The sequence below is a fragment of the Sporolactobacillus sp. CQH2019 genome (assembly GCF_028765345.1).
GTDB lineage: Bacteria > Bacillota > Bacilli > Bacillales > Sporolactobacillaceae > Sporolactobacillus.
In genome coordinates, this window is sequence record NZ_JARAJZ010000018.1 from 1 (window position 1) to 21,748 (window position 21,748).

At 46.5% G+C, this 21,748-nt stretch carries 22 protein-coding genes; 4 read left to right on the forward strand and 18 right to left on the reverse strand.

All coding sequences use genetic code 11. From position 1 onward, the window contains the following. Positions 1-213 precede the first annotated feature (213 nt). The 7 genes from OYT88_RS18765 to OYT88_RS18795 form a co-directional block, all read right to left on the reverse strand. On the reverse strand, positions 214-1,698 hold the full coding sequence (locus tag OYT88_RS18765; protein WP_274401942.1) for a malate:quinone oxidoreductase: 1,485 nt from the start codon (positions 1,696-1,698) through the stop codon (positions 214-216). Positions 1,699-2,025: 327 nt separating this feature from the next. Continuing rightward, positions 2,026-2,628, reverse strand: coding sequence for a TetR/AcrR family transcriptional regulator (locus OYT88_RS18770; protein WP_274401943.1), 603 nt, complete (start codon positions 2,626-2,628; stop codon positions 2,026-2,028). Then, positions 2,609-3,889, reverse strand: coding sequence for an MFS transporter (locus OYT88_RS18775; RefSeq protein ID WP_274401895.1), 1,281 nt, complete (start codon positions 3,887-3,889; stop codon positions 2,609-2,611). The genes OYT88_RS18770 and OYT88_RS18775 overlap by 20 nt, the downstream gene beginning before the upstream one ends. A gap of 131 nt (positions 3,890-4,020) precedes the next feature. Beyond that, positions 4,021-4,206, reverse strand: coding sequence for a hypothetical protein (locus tag OYT88_RS18780; RefSeq protein ID WP_274401896.1), 186 nt, complete (start codon positions 4,204-4,206; stop codon positions 4,021-4,023). Positions 4,207-4,260: 54 nt separating this feature from the next. After that, positions 4,261-4,797 (reverse strand): GNAT family N-acetyltransferase, encoded by a 537-nt coding sequence (locus tag OYT88_RS18785; RefSeq protein ID WP_274401897.1) that lies wholly within the window; start codon positions 4,795-4,797, stop codon positions 4,261-4,263. Between the two features lie 56 nt (positions 4,798-4,853). After that, positions 4,854-5,780, reverse strand: coding sequence for a helix-turn-helix transcriptional regulator (locus tag OYT88_RS18790; RefSeq protein ID WP_274401898.1), 927 nt, complete (start codon positions 5,778-5,780; stop codon positions 4,854-4,856). Positions 5,781-6,133: 353 nt separating this feature from the next. Further along, the gene (locus OYT88_RS18795) at positions 6,134-6,784 is read right to left on the reverse strand and encodes an HAD family hydrolase (RefSeq protein ID WP_274401899.1); all 651 of its coding nucleotides are present in this window, start codon (positions 6,782-6,784) and stop codon (positions 6,134-6,136) included. A gap of 361 nt (positions 6,785-7,145) precedes the next feature. Here OYT88_RS18795 and OYT88_RS21035 point away from each other — a divergent pair, with 361 nt between their 5' ends. The 3 genes from OYT88_RS21035 to OYT88_RS18805 are packed head-to-tail and all read left to right on the forward strand — an operon-like array spanning position 7,146 to position 10,177. Next, the gene (locus OYT88_RS21035; protein ID WP_443217546.1) at positions 7,146-7,460 is read left to right on the forward strand and encodes a DUF1672 family protein; all 315 of its coding nucleotides are present in this window, start codon (positions 7,146-7,148) and stop codon (positions 7,458-7,460) included. Then, on the forward strand, positions 7,343-8,101 hold the full coding sequence (locus OYT88_RS18800; protein WP_274401900.1) for a DUF1672 family protein: 759 nt from the start codon (positions 7,343-7,345) through the stop codon (positions 8,099-8,101). Before OYT88_RS21035 ends, OYT88_RS18800 begins: the two co-directional genes overlap by 118 nt. Positions 8,102-8,110: 9 nt before the next feature. Beyond that, positions 8,111-10,177 carry an SA1320 family protein gene (locus OYT88_RS18805; RefSeq protein WP_274401901.1) on the forward strand — a complete coding sequence of 689 codons (2,067 nt, stop codon included), beginning with the start codon at positions 8,111-8,113 and terminating at the stop codon, positions 10,175-10,177. Positions 10,178-10,596: 419 nt separating this feature from the next. On the opposite strand, the gene OYT88_RS18810 is transcribed toward OYT88_RS18805, so the two are convergent. After that, the gene (locus OYT88_RS18810; protein ID WP_274401944.1) at positions 10,597-11,043 is read right to left on the reverse strand and encodes a DUF3021 domain-containing protein; all 447 of its coding nucleotides are present in this window, start codon (positions 11,041-11,043) and stop codon (positions 10,597-10,599) included. Beyond that, positions 11,043-11,483 carry a LytTR family DNA-binding domain-containing protein gene (locus OYT88_RS18815; protein ID WP_274401902.1) on the reverse strand — a complete coding sequence of 147 codons (441 nt, stop codon included), beginning with the start codon at positions 11,481-11,483 and terminating at the stop codon, positions 11,043-11,045. The genes OYT88_RS18810 and OYT88_RS18815 overlap by 1 nt, the downstream gene beginning before the upstream one ends. A 512-nt stretch (positions 11,484-11,995) precedes the next feature. On the opposite strand from OYT88_RS18815, the gene OYT88_RS18820 reads away from it, so the two are divergent. After that, complete coding sequence (locus tag OYT88_RS18820; RefSeq protein WP_274401903.1) at positions 11,996-12,601, forward strand: hypothetical protein; 606 nt, start codon at positions 11,996-11,998, stop codon at positions 12,599-12,601. 447 nt (positions 12,602-13,048) lie between these two features. On the opposite strand, the gene OYT88_RS18825 is transcribed toward OYT88_RS18820, so the two are convergent. From OYT88_RS18825 to OYT88_RS18865, 9 genes are all read right to left on the reverse strand, one after another. Continuing rightward, positions 13,049-14,260, reverse strand: coding sequence for a GNAT family N-acetyltransferase (locus tag OYT88_RS18825; RefSeq protein WP_274401904.1), 1,212 nt, complete (start codon positions 14,258-14,260; stop codon positions 13,049-13,051). Positions 14,261-14,635: 375 nt separating this feature from the next. Next, positions 14,636-15,769, reverse strand: coding sequence for an ABC transporter permease (locus tag OYT88_RS18830; protein WP_274401905.1), 1,134 nt, complete (start codon positions 15,767-15,769; stop codon positions 14,636-14,638). After that, entirely contained in the window at positions 15,756-16,463 is a 708-nt protein-coding gene (locus OYT88_RS18835) for an ABC transporter ATP-binding protein (RefSeq protein ID WP_274401906.1), read from the reverse strand. The genes OYT88_RS18830 and OYT88_RS18835 overlap by 14 nt, the downstream gene beginning before the upstream one ends. Positions 16,464-17,568: 1,105 nt before the next feature. Next, entirely contained in the window at positions 17,569-18,081 is a 513-nt protein-coding gene (locus OYT88_RS18840) for a GNAT family N-acetyltransferase (protein ID WP_274401907.1), read from the reverse strand. Between the two features lie 169 nt (positions 18,082-18,250). Further along, on the reverse strand, positions 18,251-18,688 hold the full coding sequence (locus tag OYT88_RS18845) for a helix-turn-helix domain-containing protein (RefSeq protein WP_274401908.1): 438 nt from the start codon (positions 18,686-18,688) through the stop codon (positions 18,251-18,253). Positions 18,689-19,264: 576 nt separating this feature from the next. Beyond that, entirely contained in the window at positions 19,265-19,903 is a 639-nt protein-coding gene (locus OYT88_RS18850) for an NADP-dependent oxidoreductase (protein ID WP_443217545.1), read from the reverse strand. An 18-nt stretch (positions 19,904-19,921) separates the two neighbouring features. Next, positions 19,922-20,068 carry a hypothetical protein gene (locus OYT88_RS18855; protein WP_274401910.1) on the reverse strand — a complete coding sequence of 49 codons (147 nt, stop codon included), beginning with the start codon at positions 20,066-20,068 and terminating at the stop codon, positions 19,922-19,924. Then, positions 20,031-20,588 (reverse strand): MarR family winged helix-turn-helix transcriptional regulator, encoded by a 558-nt coding sequence (locus tag OYT88_RS18860; protein ID WP_274401911.1) that lies wholly within the window; start codon positions 20,586-20,588, stop codon positions 20,031-20,033. The genes OYT88_RS18855 and OYT88_RS18860 overlap by 38 nt, the downstream gene beginning before the upstream one ends. A gap of 31 nt (positions 20,589-20,619) precedes the next feature. Beyond that, on the reverse strand, positions 20,620-21,681 hold the full coding sequence (locus OYT88_RS18865) for an alkene reductase (protein ID WP_274401912.1): 1,062 nt from the start codon (positions 21,679-21,681) through the stop codon (positions 20,620-20,622). Positions 21,682-21,748: the final 67 nt, after the last annotated feature.

Below are 21,748 nucleotides of genomic sequence, written 5' to 3' on the forward strand. Positions count from 1 at the left end.
GAAAGTCCGAAGGGATTTCACCCAGGAAGGAGCCCCTCATTTTCACGCAAAGAAGAACCGGAGAGAAATTTTTTTACAAATTTTCTCTCCGGTTCTTGAGTTTTAACAGGGCTTTTGAGACAGCCTCTGCTCATTTTTTTATATGATCTCTTTTTCCACCGTCTGATTCATTGCTTCACTGCGGAAACAAAGAGGACGACGGATCGGATCTTCTTAGCCTATGCCAAGCGTCTGTGCCGTTGTGTCATGAATTTTCTGGAAAAGCTCCGGATTTTCCGAGAGCGACACGCCATAGGAGGGAATCATCTCTTTTATTTTCGGTTCCCATTCCTTCATTTGCTGCGGGAAGCACTCTTCCAGAACCTGAAGCATGACATAAACGGCGGTCGAAGCGCCCGGAGAAGCGCCAAGCAGGGCGGCTATCGAGCCGTCGGCGGCACTGACGACTTCCGTACCGAACTGAAGCGTTCCCCGGCCGCCGCGATCCGTATCTTTGATAACCTGCACACGCTGGCCCGCCGTCACCAGATCCCAATCTTCGTTTTTAGCGCTGGGAATGAACTCGCGCAATGCTCCCATACGCTGTTCTTTCGATAACAAAATCTGCTGGATCAGGTACCTGGTCAACGGAACATTCTTTAAACCGGCCGCCAGCATCGTTACCAGATTATGGGTTTTTATGGATTTTAACAGATCAAACAGCGAACCGGTTTTTAAAAACTTCGGCGAGAAGCCGGCGAACGGTCCAAACAGCAATGTTTTTTTATTGTCGATATAGCGGGTATCCAGATGCGGAACAGACATAGGCGGAGCGCCGATCTTCGCTTTGCCGTATACCTTCGCCTGATGCCGGGCGATGACTTCCGGATTATTGCACACCATGAATAGGCCGCTTACCGGAAATCCGCCAATATGCTTTGACTCGGGAATGCCGCTCCTCTGCAGTAAGGGCAGACTTCCGCCCCCGCCGCCGATAAAGACAAATTTTGCCTTATGATATTCGATCTTACCGCCGGCAGGATCCAGCACTTTCACCTCCCACTGGCCGTCGCCGGTTCGGTGAATATCCTGCACACGATGCCCGTAATTGATCTCGACATTTTGACTCTTTAAATGCTCAAACAACATGCGTGTTAAGGCGCCGAAGTTGACATCCGTCCCTAAATTGATCCTTGTTGCCGCCATCGGTTCATTCGATGTGCGGCCTTCCATAATAAGAGGGATCCATTGCTTCAATGTTTCAGGATCGTCGGAAAATTCCATTCCCTTGAACAGCGGATTTTTTGATAGCGCTTTAAAACGTTTTTTCAAAAAAGATACATTTTTTTCTCCTTCGACCAGACTCATATGGGGGATCGGCATAATAAAATCCTGTGGATGATCGATCAAATGGCTGTTTATAAGGTAGGACCAGAACTGTCTTGAAAGCTGAAACCGTTCATTAATGCTTATTGCTTTGCTGATATCAATAGACCCGTCCGATTTTTCGGGTGTATAGTTAAGCTCGCACAGCGCGGAATGGCCCGTCCCCGCATTGTTCCATTCGTTAGAACTTTCTTTTCCCGCGTTTGCGAGTTTTTCAAACACTTTGATTTTCCACTCAGGAGCCAACTCTTTCAGCAATGATCCCAAAGTCGCGCTCATGATTCCGGCTCCGATTAAGATGACGTCTGTTTTTTTCTGTTCGCTGCTCATGATTACCTTCCTTATCCCCAATATTTGCCAAAAAGAGCAGGTGCTTCTCCTTAGACGCCGCGAAAAACAAGACGCCACCCGTGGATACACCTTTCCCAATGATAAGCCTGTCACAATCTTACTGCTATCAGCTAATAATTATAAACCATTTAAAGCCTGTAAAAAAGTGAAAAGCCTGAGTATGAATACCATTGATTATAAGAAAGCAAGGCTTTAGATCACCTTTTTGTAAGCCGCAGAAGGACATTCTTTTACATTTTGCCATCTCAGCTTTCAGGGCGTACTAAATCCGTTCTCCGAAAATACCCGATACTTCAAAAAGTATTGCGGCTAGTTTCTTGGCCTGACCCTCAGAACATGCTGAAAATAAAAAATTAAAGCCTTCAGCTGCCCCGTCGCATCCACACTGCTTTTCCCGGAAAGCTGTGCCTCGAGGAACAGGCCGTCAAAAACATTGATTGAAAAACTTACGATCGTATCCAATGGTTGAAGCGGGGTAAACTCCCCGGTTTTTGTTCCTGCTTCAAACAGATAGAGCAATGATGCTTTGCCTTTTTGATAGCGGTCGATTAAAAACTTTTTTCTTCTGCTATTTCTCCATCCTGATAAAAAATATTCATAGATGACCATTCCTGTCCTGTCATCAAGATTTTGTTCTATATCCTTTATGTATTCCATCACCGCATCCCAGGCCGTGTCATGCTTCGCCGCTAAATCTTTAACATCATTGATTTCAGAGGCCATATCTCTCCTCAAATATTCGCGCATGATCTCCTCCGTGCTCGAAAAATAACGATAGACTCCGCCCCTGCTTAATTGTGTTGCATTAATTATATCCGTCATAGTCGTTAATTCAAAACCTTTTTCTTTAAAAATCGTTAAAGCGGCATGCAAAATCTCGTCTTTTCGACGATCAAAATGTTCTCTTGTCACTTTGGGCAATGCCGACGCCTCCAAATATCAATTTCTTTAACGCAATGTTCACCATACTCATGACAATCAGGGCGATCCCGGACGTCAAAAAAGTAGGAACGACCCCGAGAAATTGAGCCATGATCCCTCCGATCGCAATCCCTGTAATGATCGCCGCATTCACCACACTGTTAATGGTACCAAAAACAGTGCCGGTATGGTCAACGGTTATATTTTTCTGCGTCAACACATTAAATGGGATCACCGCCATACTAAATGAAAAACCGCAAATAAAAAAAATAACGGGATAGAGCAGATAAATGAGGACGCCGGGCAGATGCAGCAGCAGGCCTGATAAGATCAAGCCGCCGCCCAACAGGATCGGGCTTACTAACAATGTGATGAATTTTTCGCCGGATTTTTTACGGCCCAGAATAAATGAAGAAATAAGCATTCCGAAACCGCTTCCGGCCAGACACAGTCCAAATAGATTCGCTGAATAGCTCGGTATACGGCTCAGTAAGATGATCGCCTGGGAATCGGAAATCTGCAGGACGAGCATGACGGCACTCACGATCAATAACCCCATAAAAATATGTTTGGATCGTCTAATCAACGATAATCCGGAAAAAAAGTTTCTTAAAACGGCAGCAATATCCTTTTTGTCTGTTTTTCTTAAGGACGTTCTGACGTCATTTGAGACCTGCTTTGGAAGCCCCGTCAGCAAAAGAGCGGACAAAATAAAAGACAGCGCATCCAATATAAAAATCCACGCGGAACCGATCCACGAAACCAATATCCCGCCAAGAATCGGCCCGACTATTTTGGCCGCATTATTGACCATTTCACTGTAGGAAACAGCCTGCTGTATCGATGTATTATCGACGATTTCTTTTAACTTTCCGCTTTTTGCCGGTTCGAAAAAAGACGCAGCCACGTTCTCTAAGATGATCAGAGAAAATAACTGCCACAGTTCGCTCGTCAATATAACACTGAAAACAATAAAACAACGGACAATATCGGCGGCCACCATCACTTTTTTTCGTTCGATCAACTTGTCGGATACATTTCCGGCAAAAAAGCCGAAAATGATATTCGGAACGACCATACAAAGCAGAGTCACCGTCGCAACCGCAGGCGTTAGGCTCCATCTTTCACCAATAACCGTATACAAAGCGATGAGGTATAAAAAATCCCCGAGATTGGATATCGCCTGTGCGAACAGCAAAAAAATATAGGGACGATGATTGAACGGAAAATGATGCAGGATATTTTTCGGCAATATTTTCACTCCCCTTTCATAAATAAAAGGCGTTATATTTAGTATAAATAAAAGTGACACAAGTGTCACTTTTATTTGATATAACATAATAATGAAAAGGGCCATTCTGGCAGGATTTGCTCAGGTTCAGTTTAAAAATCAGCCGGCGGCCGGCGGCCATTACCAAATTCGCTAGGATAGACCGATAAAGCCCTGGCGACGACCGATAAGCTGCGCCTGGCGACCGATAAACTGCGCCTGGTGACCGATAAATTAGCAGTAATGACCGATAAACCCTCGGCAACGGTCGATAAACCGGCGTGACCGATAAGCTGCATCTACCCGATCGATAAATCAGCGGCCGGAATCGAATCCGTGCAAACAAGACTTGATTATTCCTTTCTCCCAAGATAATTTTCAATTTCAAAGGGAAGCGGCTTATAGCCCGACTGTTTTAACACATCATTCCGTTCATCGGCGTTTGGAAAAGCCTTTGTAACGATAGAATTGACATCGAAATCCCGATAAAAATGGGCCTGCGCAATCGCTAATACATTCCGGATGATTTCCCGGTTTTCGCAGTCACTTCTTAAGTCAATGCGCAGCACACCGTGTGAGCCGATTCTTGAAGGAACAGGCCGATGAAACATCTCTACCGTGCCGACTTTATCACAGGTATCGTTCAGAATGACTGTCCAGCGCACCCAGCCTTTATTCGCGTAGGCATCTCTCCAGAATTTAATTTCACTTTTCATCTGCTCAATGGACGTATAGTAAAAGTTGTCAGGACAGTTATCTGCGTTGAAAAAAGGCAGTGATTGTTCATCAGAGTAACATTTGAGCAGTTCTTCAGCATCTTCAGGCATGGTTTGTCTTAATGTCATTCTCTCTGTCCGATATACAGGACATACCTCATAAACGCTTTTCATTGTTTGTTCATCTCCCCCGTAAAACAGGATAACAGAACAATGACGACACCAGAGTGTCATAGATGCTCATAGAGATTCAATATTTCTTTACAACACCGGCGGAGCCGCTCTTTCAAAAATGCAGGCTCAATCACTTGTACAAGCTTCCCAAGCGAAAGCAGGGTGCCGAACCATAGCTGTTCGTTTTCCGGCAGATGCAGCTTCATAATAAAATCCCCGTTTTCAAGCTCCTTTTCGACAATGCCGTTGAGATATTCAATTGCACGCGTTCGTACCTCGGACTTGCATCGAATACGAATGTCAATATATTTTCTTCCGTCATTTTGATCATGACGATTCAAAATACGATTTGCCGATGGATGACGATGGACGACCGGCAGTTCCGTCAGATGAACCTGATCCATTCGGATCACCTTATAAAGTCTGTAATCCTTTCGATCGGAAGAATAGCCGAGCAGATACCATGAATACCATTTATAGGCTAGTGCTATCGGTTCAACTTCCGGGATTGATGCCCCGCCGGAGGCATTCGCATAATTAAAACGGACCACGCGCTTCTTTCTAATCGCTTCATTCAATATTTTCAAACGCCGGACAACCTCTTCATTCTCTCTTAGCGTGCCAAAATCCAGCAGAAAGCCGCTCTCCAGATTGATAAATGGAGACGTCGCAGTTATTTTTTCAAGCGTGGTACGGATTCCCGGGTCATCAAAGGCTGTTGCCAATCCTTTCAGCGCAGTCATAATGAAGGAATAGTCCTGCTGTCCGGCCACCTGGCGCGTCATTCGGAAACTGTCTAAAATCTCATATCCGCCGTTTGCTCCATATGTCGAGCAAATGGGTATTCCCGCCGCACACAGACAATCAATATCACGCTGGACTGTCCTGACGGAGACGCTGAATTTTTGAGAAAGACTTTTTGCATTTGTCTTGCCATGATTCAGCAAATATACGGTCATGCCTAACAGTCTGTCTGTTTTCATAAACAAAACCACCTGACAAAAGCATGGGAATAGTTAATTTCCCCAGCATACAGCAAAACTCTGTTTCATATATTATTATAAAATTTTTGTATGTCGTTCATATGATTTTACCCGGCAGAGGGCTGATCTTCTTAATCAGTACATCACAATTTCTCAGATCTATTATTTAGTCCATTTATACACATCTTAAATTCATTGCCGAAAACCTTTTCTAATCGCTTTTAGTTGGACAAGATCAAAAAGACAATTCTGATGATAGAACTTAAATTGTAATTTTCTTAAGTTGTCATGAAAGCGTTAGAGCATCGGTTATTTACGTATTACAGTAACCCTACTGCGAAGTGACTGCATGCTCATAAATAATTTAATATTTCGTTCAACTTCTTGACTTCCCTGTACGGCATGCAATTTTGAAGCCCCCTTTTAGACTGACGATTGACCCAAATTCTTCTCCAATTCATTCTCTGTGCGGGAACCATATCCCACCAAAAGCCGGCCGCTATATGTACGTGGTGATTATTCAATAGTTTATTCTGGACCTGTTCAAAAAAATTTAATTGGGGCTTGTATGCATGTAAATCTTCGGCAAGATAGACATCATCAAATCTGTGATCGAGGGATTTTAAATTATCTCTCATAATATTCCAATCTGAGTTTGACATGATAGATGTTTGATAACCCCTGGATTTCAAAGTTTTCAATGTATCCGCGACTTCAGGGAATGGAGAAAGTTCTTTATGGACCGTCATTAATCGATCATATTGACCGGTTAACTTTTCCACACCTAGTTCCATTTCGCAATATTGCAGAGTCTTATAAATAATATCACTGTAAACGGTAAAAATTCCCTCGCCATACATCAGCCGCTCTTCAAAATTGCCATATGTAGTGACCATTAAAGTTTGATCAATTCCATATTCCGCAGCAATTTTCTTAATTTCTTTCCAAAAAGCAGATGTATCAATTAAGGTTCCATAACAATCAAAGGTTAATATATCGGCCATTTTATCTCTCTCCAATTCAGGTTACTGTCGCGCTTGCTGCGCAGCAAAACTCAGTTTCATATATTATAAATTATTTGCGCCGTGTGCGTATGATTTTCCTTGACGGAGGACTGATCCTTCTATCAACTCGTGCCATAAATCGACAGAGACATTAAATGATTCCGACGCTTTTGGCAGGATTAAAACGTTCATAATATTAATCCGTCATACATAATAATTGGGCTTTTATTCCAATTTAAAGATCACGCACATTGACTTAACATAAATGGGAAGGAATTTGTGAAGAAAAATCGAATTTTCATATTGGAAAATAGACAAGGAGTGTGGACCCATGCACCGGAAACGATTCAGGCTGTTATGCATGGCCTGTGCTTTAGGCATCAGTTTAACGCTGGAGGGCTGCGGATTGACAGCGAATGATCCGAAACAGGCACAAAACGAAAACACTTCTCCATACATACCCGTTCAGGATTACGCCGGTCAGGGCTATTCTTTGCCGAACGGCGAGAAGACAGGAGCGTTTGCGAAGACCCATAAGAAAGAGATCGTNGCTATTCTTTGCCGAACGGCGAGAAGACAGGAGCGTTTGCGAAGACCCATAAGAAAGAGATCGTCGATCAAGTTAATAAATTTTTCAAAGAGAAATATCATCTGGAAGTCACGACGCACAATTTAGTCGGTGCGACCAACGCAGTTGTTGCTTATGTTGAATCAAAAGGAGAGCCGCATTTCCATACGTCAGTGATTGTCGGTGTGGATCTGGCCAGTCAAAAGGTGACGGAAGAAGTAGGGGCCTATGGGGGGTTAGTCGAAGGCGCTATTACAAGCGGTCTGTATGAGATGGCCTACGAAAAGGAGTTTAAAAATCTGGATCGTTTTGCGGAATCTGTCGTGAAAAAGTATCCGGTCATCGGAAATAATCAAAAGGCAATTGATAATACATGGGATTCCGGATATGTAACCCCTTTTTATTACATAAGTACACTGGACTCAGATTTTCCCAAAGCTTATAGTGCCTTTATGAATGATCATAAGATCTCAAAACAGAAACTTCGGCAACTAATACAACAACAACCATTTGATCGTGAGGGAGTACAGATTGCACTGACTTTCTATATGGGGAAAAAATATGCTTCTCCCGATCAGAGAATTGCCGATGAAACGATTAGACAATTTAAGACATTAAAAGGAATTGTCCCCGGAAATTATGGAGTTTTCATCCAAAGTAACGAAATTTTAAAAAGAACAGGAACTGCGAAAAGTCATAAAGGAACAATAACGGGGAAGACAGATATTATTCATGAGCCCGAGAAATAAGGTGACTAAATGACAACTGTAAATTCCAATTTTATAAGAACCAATGATCAGGATTTGGTACAGCTTAGTGGATATGCCGTTTATCTTCACCCTGAAGAAAAGAGAAAAATTAAAATCAATAATCATCACTTTCTAATAATGGCCACAAACTACAGTTCTCTTCCATCCGGCCTTGATGCCATGACAGTTAAAGATCTCCAGACCGGCAACATCTCCATCATCTACGCGGGCACCGATCCGCAACAATCAGCCGACATCGGCACCGATGCCGGCCTCGTGCTCAGCAGCGGGACCCCGCAACAATTCAAGGATGCCGAAGCCTATTACAAAAGCATGAAAACGACCTACGGCCATGTGGATTTCGTGGCCGGCAATTCTCTGGGCGGCGGGCTGGCCAATTATGTCGCTGTCCGAAACAATGTCCGTTCGGTCACGCTCGATCCGTCGATCCTTCCGGAAAAGGTAGCCGTGCCGGCGGCGGATTCGGCCGCAGCGAAACGGATCACCAATTATGACGGAGGCTACGATCCGCTGACTCTCGGCGAGGTGGCCGGCGGGTACGGCAGCCGGATTCCCGGGACAAAGGTCAACGTGGATTTCGGCATCAGCTGGCTGACTTTTTTAACAAACAATCATACAGGCTACGTGGGCGGCATCGATCCATCCGCCCCGCAGGAAAATGTTCCCGTCGGCGTCCGGGGCACCCCGTCTTTCGGACAGATTGAGTTCATGGCCGATCATCAGCTGGTCACGGACCTGTGGACGGGGAAAGCGCTGACGGCGGAGACGGCGGGCAAAAGGCAGCGGATCAAAATCGATACGGGCAGTCTGGAAAAGCTGGCTTCGGACCTGAGCAACCCCATCCTTTCGGGTATCCGCCGGGCCGACGGTTATCTCAGCCGTTCGGCTCAGACCGTTGCGAGCGAAGGCGCCCGTCTGGATGACCGGCAGGTTTCGCTGCAGAATCAGTTCAACCAGCTGCTTTACTCGGTTCGGGGCATCGGACCGGTCTTTCGGGCCGCCGATGAACTGAAAAAAATCAATCCGCGGCTGGCCGCGATTCTCGAAGAAATGGACTGGATCGCCAACCTTCCGCTGACCGAGAAAATGCTCGAAACGATCTCTGCCGGGCTGGAGAAAATCACCGTGCCGCTGATCGGGCCTCCGGCCCTGATCGCCGATCTCGCCTTAAAAACGGAGGATCTGACGGTGCGTGTGGTTAATCTCCGCGTAAGGGCCGTTCCCCTGCTTTTTCGTGGATTGACCTCGCACTTTCTTGACGGGATTGTCGATGAATTGAAGGCGCATGACCGCGTGGTCGGGAAAAATACGGCCCAGCTCATCCATCAACTCGCCAATTTCCGCGATCAGACGGATCAGGTCCGAAAAATCATGGACCAGGCGGACCGGTCGGTTGCCCGGGCGCTTGACAGCGGCAGCAGTATCCCGCAGACAGCGGCGAACGCGGACGCCTCTTTTCAGGGGGCCATGGAACCGTCCAATTACTTGAGAAACGGGATGGCCCTTCGCCGGCAGCAGTTTGAGCAAAATTTTCAGGTTTTTTCCCGAAGGGCAGACGAAGAGATCCGGCCGATTCTGATCGGCTGCTCCGGGCTGGCCGGTGAGGTGCTGGACCAGCTGCAGACGGCGCACGCCTGCCTAACCGCTTTTTCCTGGGAAACAGATCTGATCCGGATTCCCTTCCTGTCCTGGGACAATCAGCTGAGAGAATTTCTTTTGCGGACGAAACAAACGCTCGGCCGATCGACGGACGCCGCGGAGCATGTCCTTGGCCTGCTGCATCATGTCCAGGGCCATTTCTCCGACCTGATACTCGCGTTCAAGCCTTACATCGAAGCCGCTTTATTCAACGGAACGCAGTACCAGGCGGTGATCGCCTATCACCACGCGGCGCTGGGGATTCTTCAGGATATCCAGCTGCAGTTCACGGAGATCGCCTATCAGCTGTCGGAAAACGAATCGGCGGCTATCCTGCAGCTGGAAGATCGTTCAAAAGCGATCCAGAAAAATCTCATCTTTCTGATCGAGCAGGTCCGGCGGGAAACGGTCATCTGAAGCAGATCGGCAGAGTCCTAAAAATCAATCGGAAAATCTCGGATATTGGGTCCCCATTTATAGGTGCCGCTAATTTTTACACACCGTTAAATCGGAGGATCGTCATCATTCACCGTTAATCCGGCATTTTCCGTGTATACAGTGGGCTAAATGATGATAATTTTAAGGCCATGCTGCCTAAAATAATAGCAAGCTCTCTTAGCCGATCGTTTCATAACTAACCCATCATCCCAATTTGGCTTTATAACGGGCAATAAAGCGGAATGCTCCTGAATCATCTCCATCTGTATGTTATTTTTGAACGTTCTATTTATGATGACGTATAAATCCAAGGCCTGCCGCCGTACCGCAGAAGTTTTAAACAGAGATTTTCTCATAATCCTCCCGCCCCGCCCATTCAACCCTAAGACGACCGTTTTTTATTTTTTCAGCTTTATGTTAATAGCTTTAACGGTTCTTTTGGCAGCAGTGAAAAAGATAATCCACATGACGATGTAAATGCAGATAAAAATAAATAAGAATCCAAGTAAAAACTGCCACTGCAACGGAAACCAGCCGCACAGCACAGCCAGAGGGGTAAAACAAATCAAGGCAACAAGAAAATGTGTTCCCGTCATTCTGGTAATGCTCCACGTATCTTTCATAAAAATAATACTTGCAACACTAAAAACAATACCGATTGCAGCCCAGTACAAGGCAGATACCCATGTTGCTGTCAAAACATTAGAAAATTGTGCGACAAAGTGCGGAGATGATGGATAATAACGCGTACCTCCGTTTACTAAAGAAAAAAATAGTGAGCTCCAAAATCCGATAAAGTCGCCGATAACGATTCCGCTGATAACCAGCTTACTCACTCGCTTCATCAAAGCTCCAGCCTCCTTCTTAAATGGTTCACGTACCGCCGTGAAGTATAGGTGCTGACACTATGCTGCAAGTTGATTTTATAAGTGCCGTTAAAAGTTAATTCCAGATCCCGGATCATATGCAGATTTACTATTTCACTGTTGGAAATGCGAATAAATAGGCCCGGATCCAGTAATTCTTCTAGTTGATACAATCGTTCACGCACTTCACAGACCTGTTCTGCCGTCTGAGCCCGAACGCCTTTACTTTCCGTAAAGAAGCGAATAATTTCAGCAGGATTCAATGGTTTCAGTCTATCGCCGGCATACCCCATAATGTACTCATTATGATTGGCAGACAAGGCTCTGACTGCCTGGTTCACTTCGTCGGTGACCGACCGCGCGTGTATCACTGCATATGGGAATCGGGCATGATGATCGATTCTGACATCGACTCGCAAAAGATCCCCTCCTTTCAGTATCAATTTAACATTCTTTTCTAAATAAGTACCCTATTCACGATAAATGACGCGTCCTGAAAGATAGATGGTTATGTAATCAATACATCCCGCTTATCGGCGGGGCGATCAAATAATTAAAGACACGAATATCGATAAACCGGCGATCGATAGACGTCTGACAACGGTCGATCCATCCACAGACTATTTGAAGCAGCTCCCAGTATACTTGCATACCAATATTTGAACATTCTGAGAATAGGTGTATTTTTTATCTTATTTTCAGCAAATAAGATGTATTATGTAAGTGTGGTCGGAATTATTTGTTAATCACTTTTTGTAAGCGCTCTATTAACAATGAGAAAGGGGGTAAAGAATGACGATGTAATTGATCATGATGTTGTCGATGATTTTACTTTTACTCATTTAACCAGAGCAATGCGTTCAGAGTGGAACTCTTTTGCTGATTTCGATTTTGTATTACGAAAACAAAAACGAAACTGGGGGTAAAGTAAATGTCAGCCGAAAGAACATCAAACAATAATCTTCACGATCCCGTTGCTGTAGATAACGACGATCTGCCGCCTCTTGCGACCAGAAAGGATCACCGATTCCAGCGAATAGCATTTTTACTTTTACGTCTTGATATTGGATTTTACTTTTTTTGGGCATTCATTGATAAGGTATTCGGCTTTGGATATCACACTGCCCCGGCCAAGGCCTGGATCAGGGGCGGTTCTCCGACGAAGGGCTATCTGTCGGGAATAAATGTCGGGCCGATGCAGGGAATCTATCACGCTATAGCGGGCCAGACATGGGTCGACTGGTTGTTTATGCTCGGTCTGTTGGGCATCGGAGTCGCCCTGATCTTAGGCATCGCCATCCGGCCGGCCGTCGTCTGCGGAGTAGCACAATACTTCTTAATGTGGCTCGCAACCTGGCCGCTGGCAACCATGGGCGGCGGCCAGCCTACGGGCTCCACGAACCCCCTGCTGGATGATCATACCTTAGGACTATTCGGACTTATTGTCATCATGAGCTGTATTTCCTGGGCAGGCGGTCCGCTCGGTCGCTGGTGGTCGAATCTGTCTTTCGTAAAAAAACATCCATGGATGCGCTAAATTCGCAATCTCTTAATAAGCTTACCGGAGAAGAAGGCGTTTCATAAGTCGACGTTTCGACTTTGAGACGCCCTCTCTAATTTCAGAGTTATGTTTCAAAATCATTCACTGGCTGAAGAACAAATATTGGGGGATTTAATGATGAAAGGATATTGAAAGACCGCTTTCCCCGCTGAATGTCCGTCTGCGGCCCGATCAAAAAAGCAATGATTATTCAGCGGATGCCCTGCTTGCCCCGATCTCCGGCAATTGAGCGCCGCTGCTTTTTGTATGGAATAAAAACAGAACGAACGAGCAAAAAAAGAGAATCAATAAATTTCAACACCATAATGGAAAAATTTTAACCGGAAACACAATAGCCTTTTTAATTTCTCCGTTTTTTCCTAGCGGCCATAAAAAGGTTATCCTCCGTTCCTTTTTACGGAGGGCTTTTCACTCTCCTGCTGTTTAAAAATAATCTGAGAAATAGGATGTCTGTTGCTCAATCGCATCCTCCAGCATATCCACGGTCTCAGGGCGGCACGAAATACGGCCGATCTTATGCAGATAGTCCGGCCGTTTGTAGCCCAGCAGCATCGTCGTCAAGGTCTGAATATCGATTTTATCCTGATTGTGCTCCGACGAACGAACAACTTCGCCCTTCCCTTCAGCGGTGATACGCAATGTGAAAACGCCCTGGTTCCATGAAAGCAGCGGATCATCCAGCGTGAACGTCCATTCCCGGTCTGCCGTATCCGGTTTAAAGGGATATTGGGCAATAAACTGCTTCAGATCGACAATGCGTGCCATGTAATAAGGAGAGATCGTTTCCTTAATGTCCGCATCCTCCAATAAAAATGACAAAGGTTCATCCGTATAGGTATTGCCGACGACCTTTGAAATCATTGAAAAATGCGCGCTGATAAAATTCCAGAGTCCGCTGCGGGCTTGTTCATTGATGAAGATCATGTCTTTAATATGAAAGACCTCATCGGCAATCCAATAAAGGACGTAGCCGTCCGGCAGTCCGTTATCATTGTAATATACAGCTGCCATCAGGTCGTCCGAGTCCCACAGCCAATACTCATTCCAGGCTAGATCATTGCGCAGCATCGCACCATGGGTCTGCATGGCGAACCGCTCATAAGTTTTTTTCACTTGCTCGCTTTCTGCATCGACACGTTCGACTTCGCCGGGCACCTGCCTGTTCTTCGGCAGTTGATAATCATTAATTTCGTAGGAAATTTTATCGGAAATGATTTCCCAGCCTTTTCTGCGATAGTAAGGGATGGAATACGGATACAAATAAGATATTGACTGATTCCGTTTTCTCATGTGTTCCAGAGCTTGATACAACAACTTGTGCATTAAACCCTGGTTGGAATACTCGGGATAAGTGCCGACGCCGGTAAGGCCTCCCATATCGTAGGTCCGGTTGAAGATACGCACTTGCAATGGATAAATCGCTGCCTGCGAGATCAGCTTGTCGCCGTCAAACCATCCAAAGACATCTGCCTGCTCCAAAACCGGCGACTTTGCCCGGATGATCTCTTTTTCCTCCCATCCAATCTGATGCAGCTCCTGGTCAGTGACTTGAAAAACATACCTCAGCAGTTGGTTATACTGTTCAAGGTATTCCGGCCCGACTTTATGCATTTTCAATTGCTTTTTTCTGCGCATGCCAATCTCCCCTTCTGGGCGCTCCAGCAATTGCAAGTGTTTCTAACCTGCGATCAAAACAGGCAACAGAGACACAAACAATTAAAGCCCATGACCTGATCATTAAATTCGCTTCGGCAGTATCTATTCTTAATAAACTTGTCTTCTGAACCTATGTTTTCCTGCACGATTTTTCAATCTATCTGGTTAGGCTCCAGCCTCTTTAAGCGGGCTTCCAGACAAAACGGGAATCCATTGAGAACGAAGTTATGAATAACGGCGGCATTGTCTCTGCACAGAACATTTTCCTTTATTATAGAGCATCAGGAGGTCATGGTGCATGGTCTTGACTGCTTACGCAGCATGCCGGATCCCGTCATCTGATCCGCATTTCAGCTACCCGAGAGCAACCATCGTTAAAATGACGGTGATCAAACCGACCAAAATGTCCGGCGGAATGGACAGCCATCGTTGAAAGCGGAGGCAGGCCTGTTCCGCACTTTCAGGCTGATAAGGCACCAGAACGAAAAAATCATTCACCGCCATATCACGGAACAAGATACCCAGCCATTTATTAATAAACCAGATAAACAGAACATAGAGCGCCCATTTTAGCCAGAGCGGAAGAAGCAGTGCCGCCAGGCAGGTGGCACCGATCAGTTTATAGTACAGAGAAAGGCGGTTTTTACTGCGCAGCACCGATTTAAGAAGAAACTCGAGCAAACCGTTTTCTTCGCTGCGCTGTTTAAAAATTCTTCCCGACTTGCGAAAAAACAATACCGGCTTCCGGCTGTTCTCCGGCCGCTGTTTCGGGACCTCATTGCTGTAGCGTAAGATCAGCCGGATCAGGCGTGTATGCGCGTCATACTCCGTATCAAGATCCTGTATCCAGAGATTTATTCTTGAAAACCGGCGCACATTCAGCCAGAGCATCAGCACCCAGACGATTGCGCCGAAAACGGCCGATAATAAAAAAGACACATGAATCAGTACCAGCCCTGCCGCACTAAAACTGATGAAGCGAAGCAGCCAGCGGATGACAACGTGATCGACTGATTTTTTGATGGTCATGACGGTCAGTTTAAACGCACTGAGCATTAAAAACATGCCGAGTATTTGCAGCATCGTAAACCGGTCAATGCCGACGAGCACCGGCAGAGCAGCAAGCATCAAAATGGATTCAGTCAGAAGAAGAAAGAACAGCGAGTTTAAAAAGCCGTCGCGTTTTAACTGAGCGATCACCTTCCTTCTCTGAATCAGGAAGAGCAGATCGGCATCCAGAAGATAGGTTCTGATGTTTCCGAAACCCGAAAGAACCAGGAGAAGAATCAGCACGATCGAAAATGGGATGCGGGCATCCCAGTAGATGTGAATGTTTCGCCAGACATCGGCGTATACGAACGGAATGATGGCCGCAGCCGGAATCGCGATATAAAGCATGACCGACCAGTCCAGAACCGTGTGGATCACTTGCCGCTGATACCGGCATTCGCTGATAAATCTGCGCCAAAACAGCCTATTTCCCGACATCGGATTCTTCCTCCGTCAGCACATCAAAACAGTCGAGCAGCGATCCGTCCTTTAAACCGCTGCGTGTTCTGATTTCTGCCAATGTCCCTTGAAAAATCACCTGTCCCCGGGAAATGAGGACGAAGCGGTCGCAGATTCTTTCCGCCGTATCGAGAACATGAGTCGACATCAGGATGCCTGCCCCGCCGTCTTTTGCCAGCCGGAGCGACTGAAGCAGCCGTTTCACCGCCCTCGGATCAAGGCCCATAAAAGGTTCATCCACGATGTACAGTCTGGCCTGCCGCAGAAATGCCAGAATCAGCATTACCTTTTGCTGCATGCCTTTCGAAAAATTTTCCGGATACTGATGAATGACATGAGACAGCTGGAAACGTTCCAGAAGCTTATGGGCGAGATCCATATAGGTTTTCTCATCGGTATCCAGCGTCGTCAGCAAAAATTCAATGTACTCCCAGAGCGTCATCCGTTCATAGAGCAGCGGGCGCTCCGGAATGTAGGCGTAATCAGCGGCCTGACAGCTTCCCTTAATGTTTTTGACGGTGCCGAGAATCGATTTGATGGTTGTGCTTTTGCCCGCGCCGTTCGGACCGATCAGTCCGACCAGCTCGCCTTCATTGACCGAAAAATGGATATCTTTTAATATGGGACTGCCGACATCGTACCCCGCCTCATGAATTGCGACCGATAGAAGCACCGGGATCCCTTCTCTCATCATCAATCATTAAAATCAGCCGGCCAATATTCATGACTGCTGATTCTGCCTGACACTTGTCTATGTATTTTCACTGACCTCATGTATATCAAGGAAATTGGATAAAGAACTTTTGAAACAGAGCTGCGGAAATCAGGAGATTCAGGAGTTAAGTATCCGCCGGCTTTGCAGTGAGCAACTGAACATTGATTATTTTACTTGGCAAATCTCTGCTCGAGCCATCCTTTCGATCCTCTTAAGCCGGGATTTCTAAAAATAATTTCATTCCATAATTTTCCCCATAAGGCATGATCAACCCTCTGCTGTGCTGTTTCTATTTCACAAACGGCATACATCGGAATTATATTTTTTAAAAATAATAGCGGAACAAGATGATGATCATGCGACGGCTGTTCGCCAAAGCCGATGAGGAAGCTTCAGGGCGAGGGTGTAATTAATAGAAAAAGCATGTTCTCCTGATAAACGGAGACTCTATCTATGGCGTTAGAAGAGGCCATCCGGCCGGCTGACCATTGTTCAACGATTCCCAGCAGTCGTCTCTAAGTAAAAGTATTCTTATCATCAATGCGTCCCCCGGGGCCCGGGTCTATGCGAAACAGTCGTCGCTTCGCAAATGATTTCTCTCATTATACCTCATTACGGGGCACCTGAATGGGTTTCTCTATATAATTCCGGCGATCGGAGGAAAATGGGATGCGAAAGAAAATCGTCACAAACCGGCCCGGCATCTCAGAAATGAATCTCAAAACATGTCCTGCTAAGTTAAACACGGCCACATTGGCCCTGATTTTATTAAAAAGCACCGCCCAATCGGCAAAGTTTTAGACGAAGCCGGAAGGACAACCGGGGCAGGCTCCTGGCAAACAAACCGCAGGGCGCGGCATTCATAGTCGCCGCTTACACAGTGATCTTTTAAATTTTTATACTTCCCAATAATATTGATGGGACGGTCCAGAAATCATACATCCGGGCCGTCTTCTTTTATCGGTTATTTCAGGATGGCGCGGTAAAACACGCCCTGTGCAGCCAAAGTGAATCATTGCGGATAAAGAATACTGCATTAAAGCAAGCCTACATGATTGAAGGATTAAAGATCAATCCAATAACGCTGAGTCGTCCGTTCCGAGTGATCGACCTCATTTTCAAGAACGCCGCCATTATTGATAATTGTCTTGGCGGAGCCTGTATTGTTCTTGTCACAAGTAAGGAGCACACGCTTTAAATGGAGCGCACGTGCCTTATCAAGTGCCAAAGCCAGCATCTTCGCGGCGTATCCTTTGCGGCGTTCCGAGGGACGAATGCCGTAACCGATGTGGCCTCCGAAGCCGGATAAAAACGGATTCAATTCATGACGCAGCTGCAGAGCACCGTATAAGCGATTTTTTTCGTCCGTTAAAAAATATAAAGTTGCCGGAACCCAGCCTTGTTTACGAACATGATCCGTTTTTGCTTCATTCAGTTCTCTTAAAAAATGTTTATAGGGGATCGTTCCTTTCGCCGATCCTCTCGGGATGATTTCTTCATCGCAATCTTTCCATTCCGACACGTAATCCTCATAAGCCGCTTCAAGATCGGGAGTTAATTCGATTAGTTTGAGCATTCGATCACCTTCTCGATAAGATTGGAACTTCACACTGAGTTTTGAGTTTTATTATAATCTTTCTTATCCGTTACTGTTCATTTGAGGATCAATGTGGTCAGCCACCAGCCGAATCCCAGCGTGACTATAATGCCGATCAGCGTCACGGCCGGCGGCATCGCGAAACCAATCAGGTAGATAATAATAGCGGCAGCCAGATCGGCGCGATGTGAATCGATATCGTGCCGAGAAACAATAAAACGAGCCCGCCTACTAGAAAAGACATAAAATCACTGTTCAGCAAATTGACCGGGTACAAGGATCCGCCCCAAATAATAGTAAGAACCGCTGAAGCAACTAGAACAAAACCGAGAATCGCTAAACCGGACATTTTATTTTTCCCATCCTTTATCAGTTTTTTTTCAAGATTCTTGTCTCCTTTTACCAATTCATCCAGTGTGATTTTAAAAATTTCGGACAGCTGAACTAATTTTTCCAGATCCGGATAGCTTTGACCCGTCTCCCACTTAGAAACCGCTTGTCTTGATACGTGCAGCTGCTCGGCTAATCGGTCCTGTGAGATCCTCTGTTTTTCACGTTCACTTTTTATCCGCTTTGAAAGTTCCATATTGTCCGCCCCCCTTCGTTTGCCAGTATGACCGATCATAAGCCCGAAAGTAAAGACACTTACCGGAGCGCCGGCCCGCAACTGCCGGTTGCGGCGCCGGAGGAACCGCTGTTCCGTTTCCCCCGCCGTCTGAAATTTTTCGGCGTTCGCTCATCCGCTTAGCCAATCCCGCGAAGATTATATTTTATACGAAAAAGACAAAAAAACCAGCTGCCATTAAGGGAATACTCGCTTAGTCTTGTCCGTGATCGCTCTGGATACACAGGTTGTGCCTGCAGAGTAAAGCCTTTTGATTCAATTTCTGTGGTTAACCATTTCTCGATTCAAGTAACATACCCCGGCTCAAGCCATGGTTGCAATTCTCGGATCATAAAAAAAACACGATCCCGACATATAATATATATCGGATCGCGTTTTTATCTAATGAGAAGTTACAGAAGATATTTAAAGGGAATCGATACGTAATAATCTTCTTCCGCGGTTATGACGTTCCTCGTTTTTAGCAAAAGCCTCTTTTATTTTATTGAAGAGATAAACCACGGAATCGATGGCGGGCTTTAACGTCCCCGTCGGCAATTAAGCGGACGATGGTTTCCAGATTGCTGCGAATCGGAACGCCGGTATTGAATTTTGCTGTAACTCCGTATTTTTCAGCACTTTCGGCGGCCGGACCAAAGAAACCAGCGTCCCGCCTCTTTTCAGAACAGGCCATGATCGGCTTTCCGTGTCTCCGCCAGCCAGATCAATGACCAGATCAACATCTTTAACGGATGTTTCGAAAGACGTCGTTGTATCATCGATGACCTGATCGGCGCCTAACTCCTTTACGAAATCCAGATGAGCGGCAGAGGCCGTACCGATCACTTCGGCGCCCTTCCATTTTGCTAACCGGGCCGCATATTGGCCCGATCCGCCTGCCGCAGCATGAATGAGCACGGTCTGCCCGGATTTCAATTCGCCCTCCGAAAACAAGGCCTTCCAGGCTGAATCGGCGCCTCCTTTAACGGATGCGGCGGCTTCAAAGCTCAGATTTTCCGGAATTGGAACCCATTCATTCGCTTTCGCCAGACCATATTCGGCAAAAGCGCCGTCAACGCTCCCCAATACCCGGTCTCCCTTACGGAAATCGGCAGCATCGGCACCTGCCGCCTCAACAATGCCGGATATTGCGGAACCGGGTGTATAAGGAAACGTCTTTGGAAAAAAATCATGCAACCATCCATTGCGGATTTTTCAGTCAAGAGGCAGTACCGATGCATAATGGATTTTGACAAGAATCTCTTCGGCTGACGGCTGCGGACGTTTGATTTTCTCCAGCTGCAGGACTTCATCACCGCCGTATTCATGTACCTGAACGGCCTGCATCGATAATTCCGGCATCTGATTCGCTCCTTTGCTTATTATCGTCATGATTGCACCCGAGTGAACGCTCTATCCTGGACCCAATCTTCCGTGACAGATCGACAAGCACCGTCTTTTCCCGTTCAGTCAGGCCTTCCGTTGTTATGCTTTCCAGATCGCTCCAAAAGCCCAGAACCTTTTCTTTCAAATCGCGTCCGGCCCGGGTCAGTGATACAAGAGTCACCCGGCCGTCTTTCTCCGAACGATGACGGACAACAAGTCCGGCGGCTTCCAGTCTGCAGACGGATTTTGCAACGGTTGAGTGGTCGAGGCATAAAGTCCGGCCCAGACAGTTCTGGGACTGCCCATCCCGATCCCACAACTGCATGAGCATGATTTCCTGCCCGGGGAATAGGCCTGCTTTCCGGATCATCCGGGCAGCCAGGGCCCGATGCGACCGGGAAAGCGCGAAAATTGCGAAACTGACAGGATATTTGTCCGCAACGCTTAAATGTTCTTCATAATCATTCGCATTCGAAGTTTTCCGATCCTTTTTCATAATCATTCCCGACTTTTCAATTTTTTTATTTTCAACTTTTTCCTTTCAATGTCGGATAATCTGTATAACCGTGACTGCCGCCGCCATAAAATGTCGTTTTGTCCGGTTCGTTCAGCGGGGCATTGCGCTTCAGCCGATCGATCAGATCCGGATTGGCTAGAGCCCACGTACCTACAGGGGCTACGTCGGCAAGTCCGGCGTCAATGTCCGCTGCAATATTTTTCAATGGACGGCCTGGACGGTTTACCAAAAGGGCATTCGGCCAGATGGTGCGGATATCCCGGAGCAATTCATCGTTTCCGGCGTGCACCATATGAATATAAGCCAGATTCAACTTTCCTAACTCTGCTGCAAGATAACGATACAGTTTCGGCCCGCTCTGCCCGTCATTAATTCCTCCGAGCGGCACGCCCGGAGAAATACGGAATCCCGTACGGTCTGCTCCGATCTCATCCGCCACTGCGTCGGCGACTTCAATCGCAAACCTTGCGCGGTTTTCAAAGGAACCGCCATACTCATCGCTGCGCAGATTAGAGTTTACACCAAAGAACTGATGAATGAGATATCCGTTCGCTCCATGTATCTCTACGCCGTCGGCACCTGCTTTAATTGCCGCCCGTGCCGCGATTCTAAAATCGCCGACCGTTTTTTCTATTTCTTCCCGACCCAATGCCCTGGGGGCCGGGATATCGGCCATCCCATGAGATGTAAACATTTTAACGCCGGGAGCAATAGCTGACGGAGCAACCGGCTGCCGATGATGCGGCGTATTGTGGGCCATTCTTCCCGCATGCATTAACTGAATGAACAAGTGTCCGCCATCAGCATGTACCCGATCGGTGACCCTGCGCCATCCGTCCACATGCTTTTCCGTATAAATCCCCGGGGTGTTCGGATAGCCCTGACCATCATCGGAGGGCTGGGTCCCTTCACTAATCAGCAACCCCAGTGAAGCGCGCTGTCCGTAATATTCAGCGCTCAGATCTCCCGGTGTACCATCAGGAAACGCCCGGCTCCGCGCCATCGGTGCCATTGCCAAGCGATGGGATAATTTCAGTTTCCCAACAGTTATCGGGCTCCATAACTCAGTCACTCCTAACATCTCCTTCGGAATATAATTGTGGTTTGCGGTCGACTGCGTAATTGAGTTTACCCTGTTT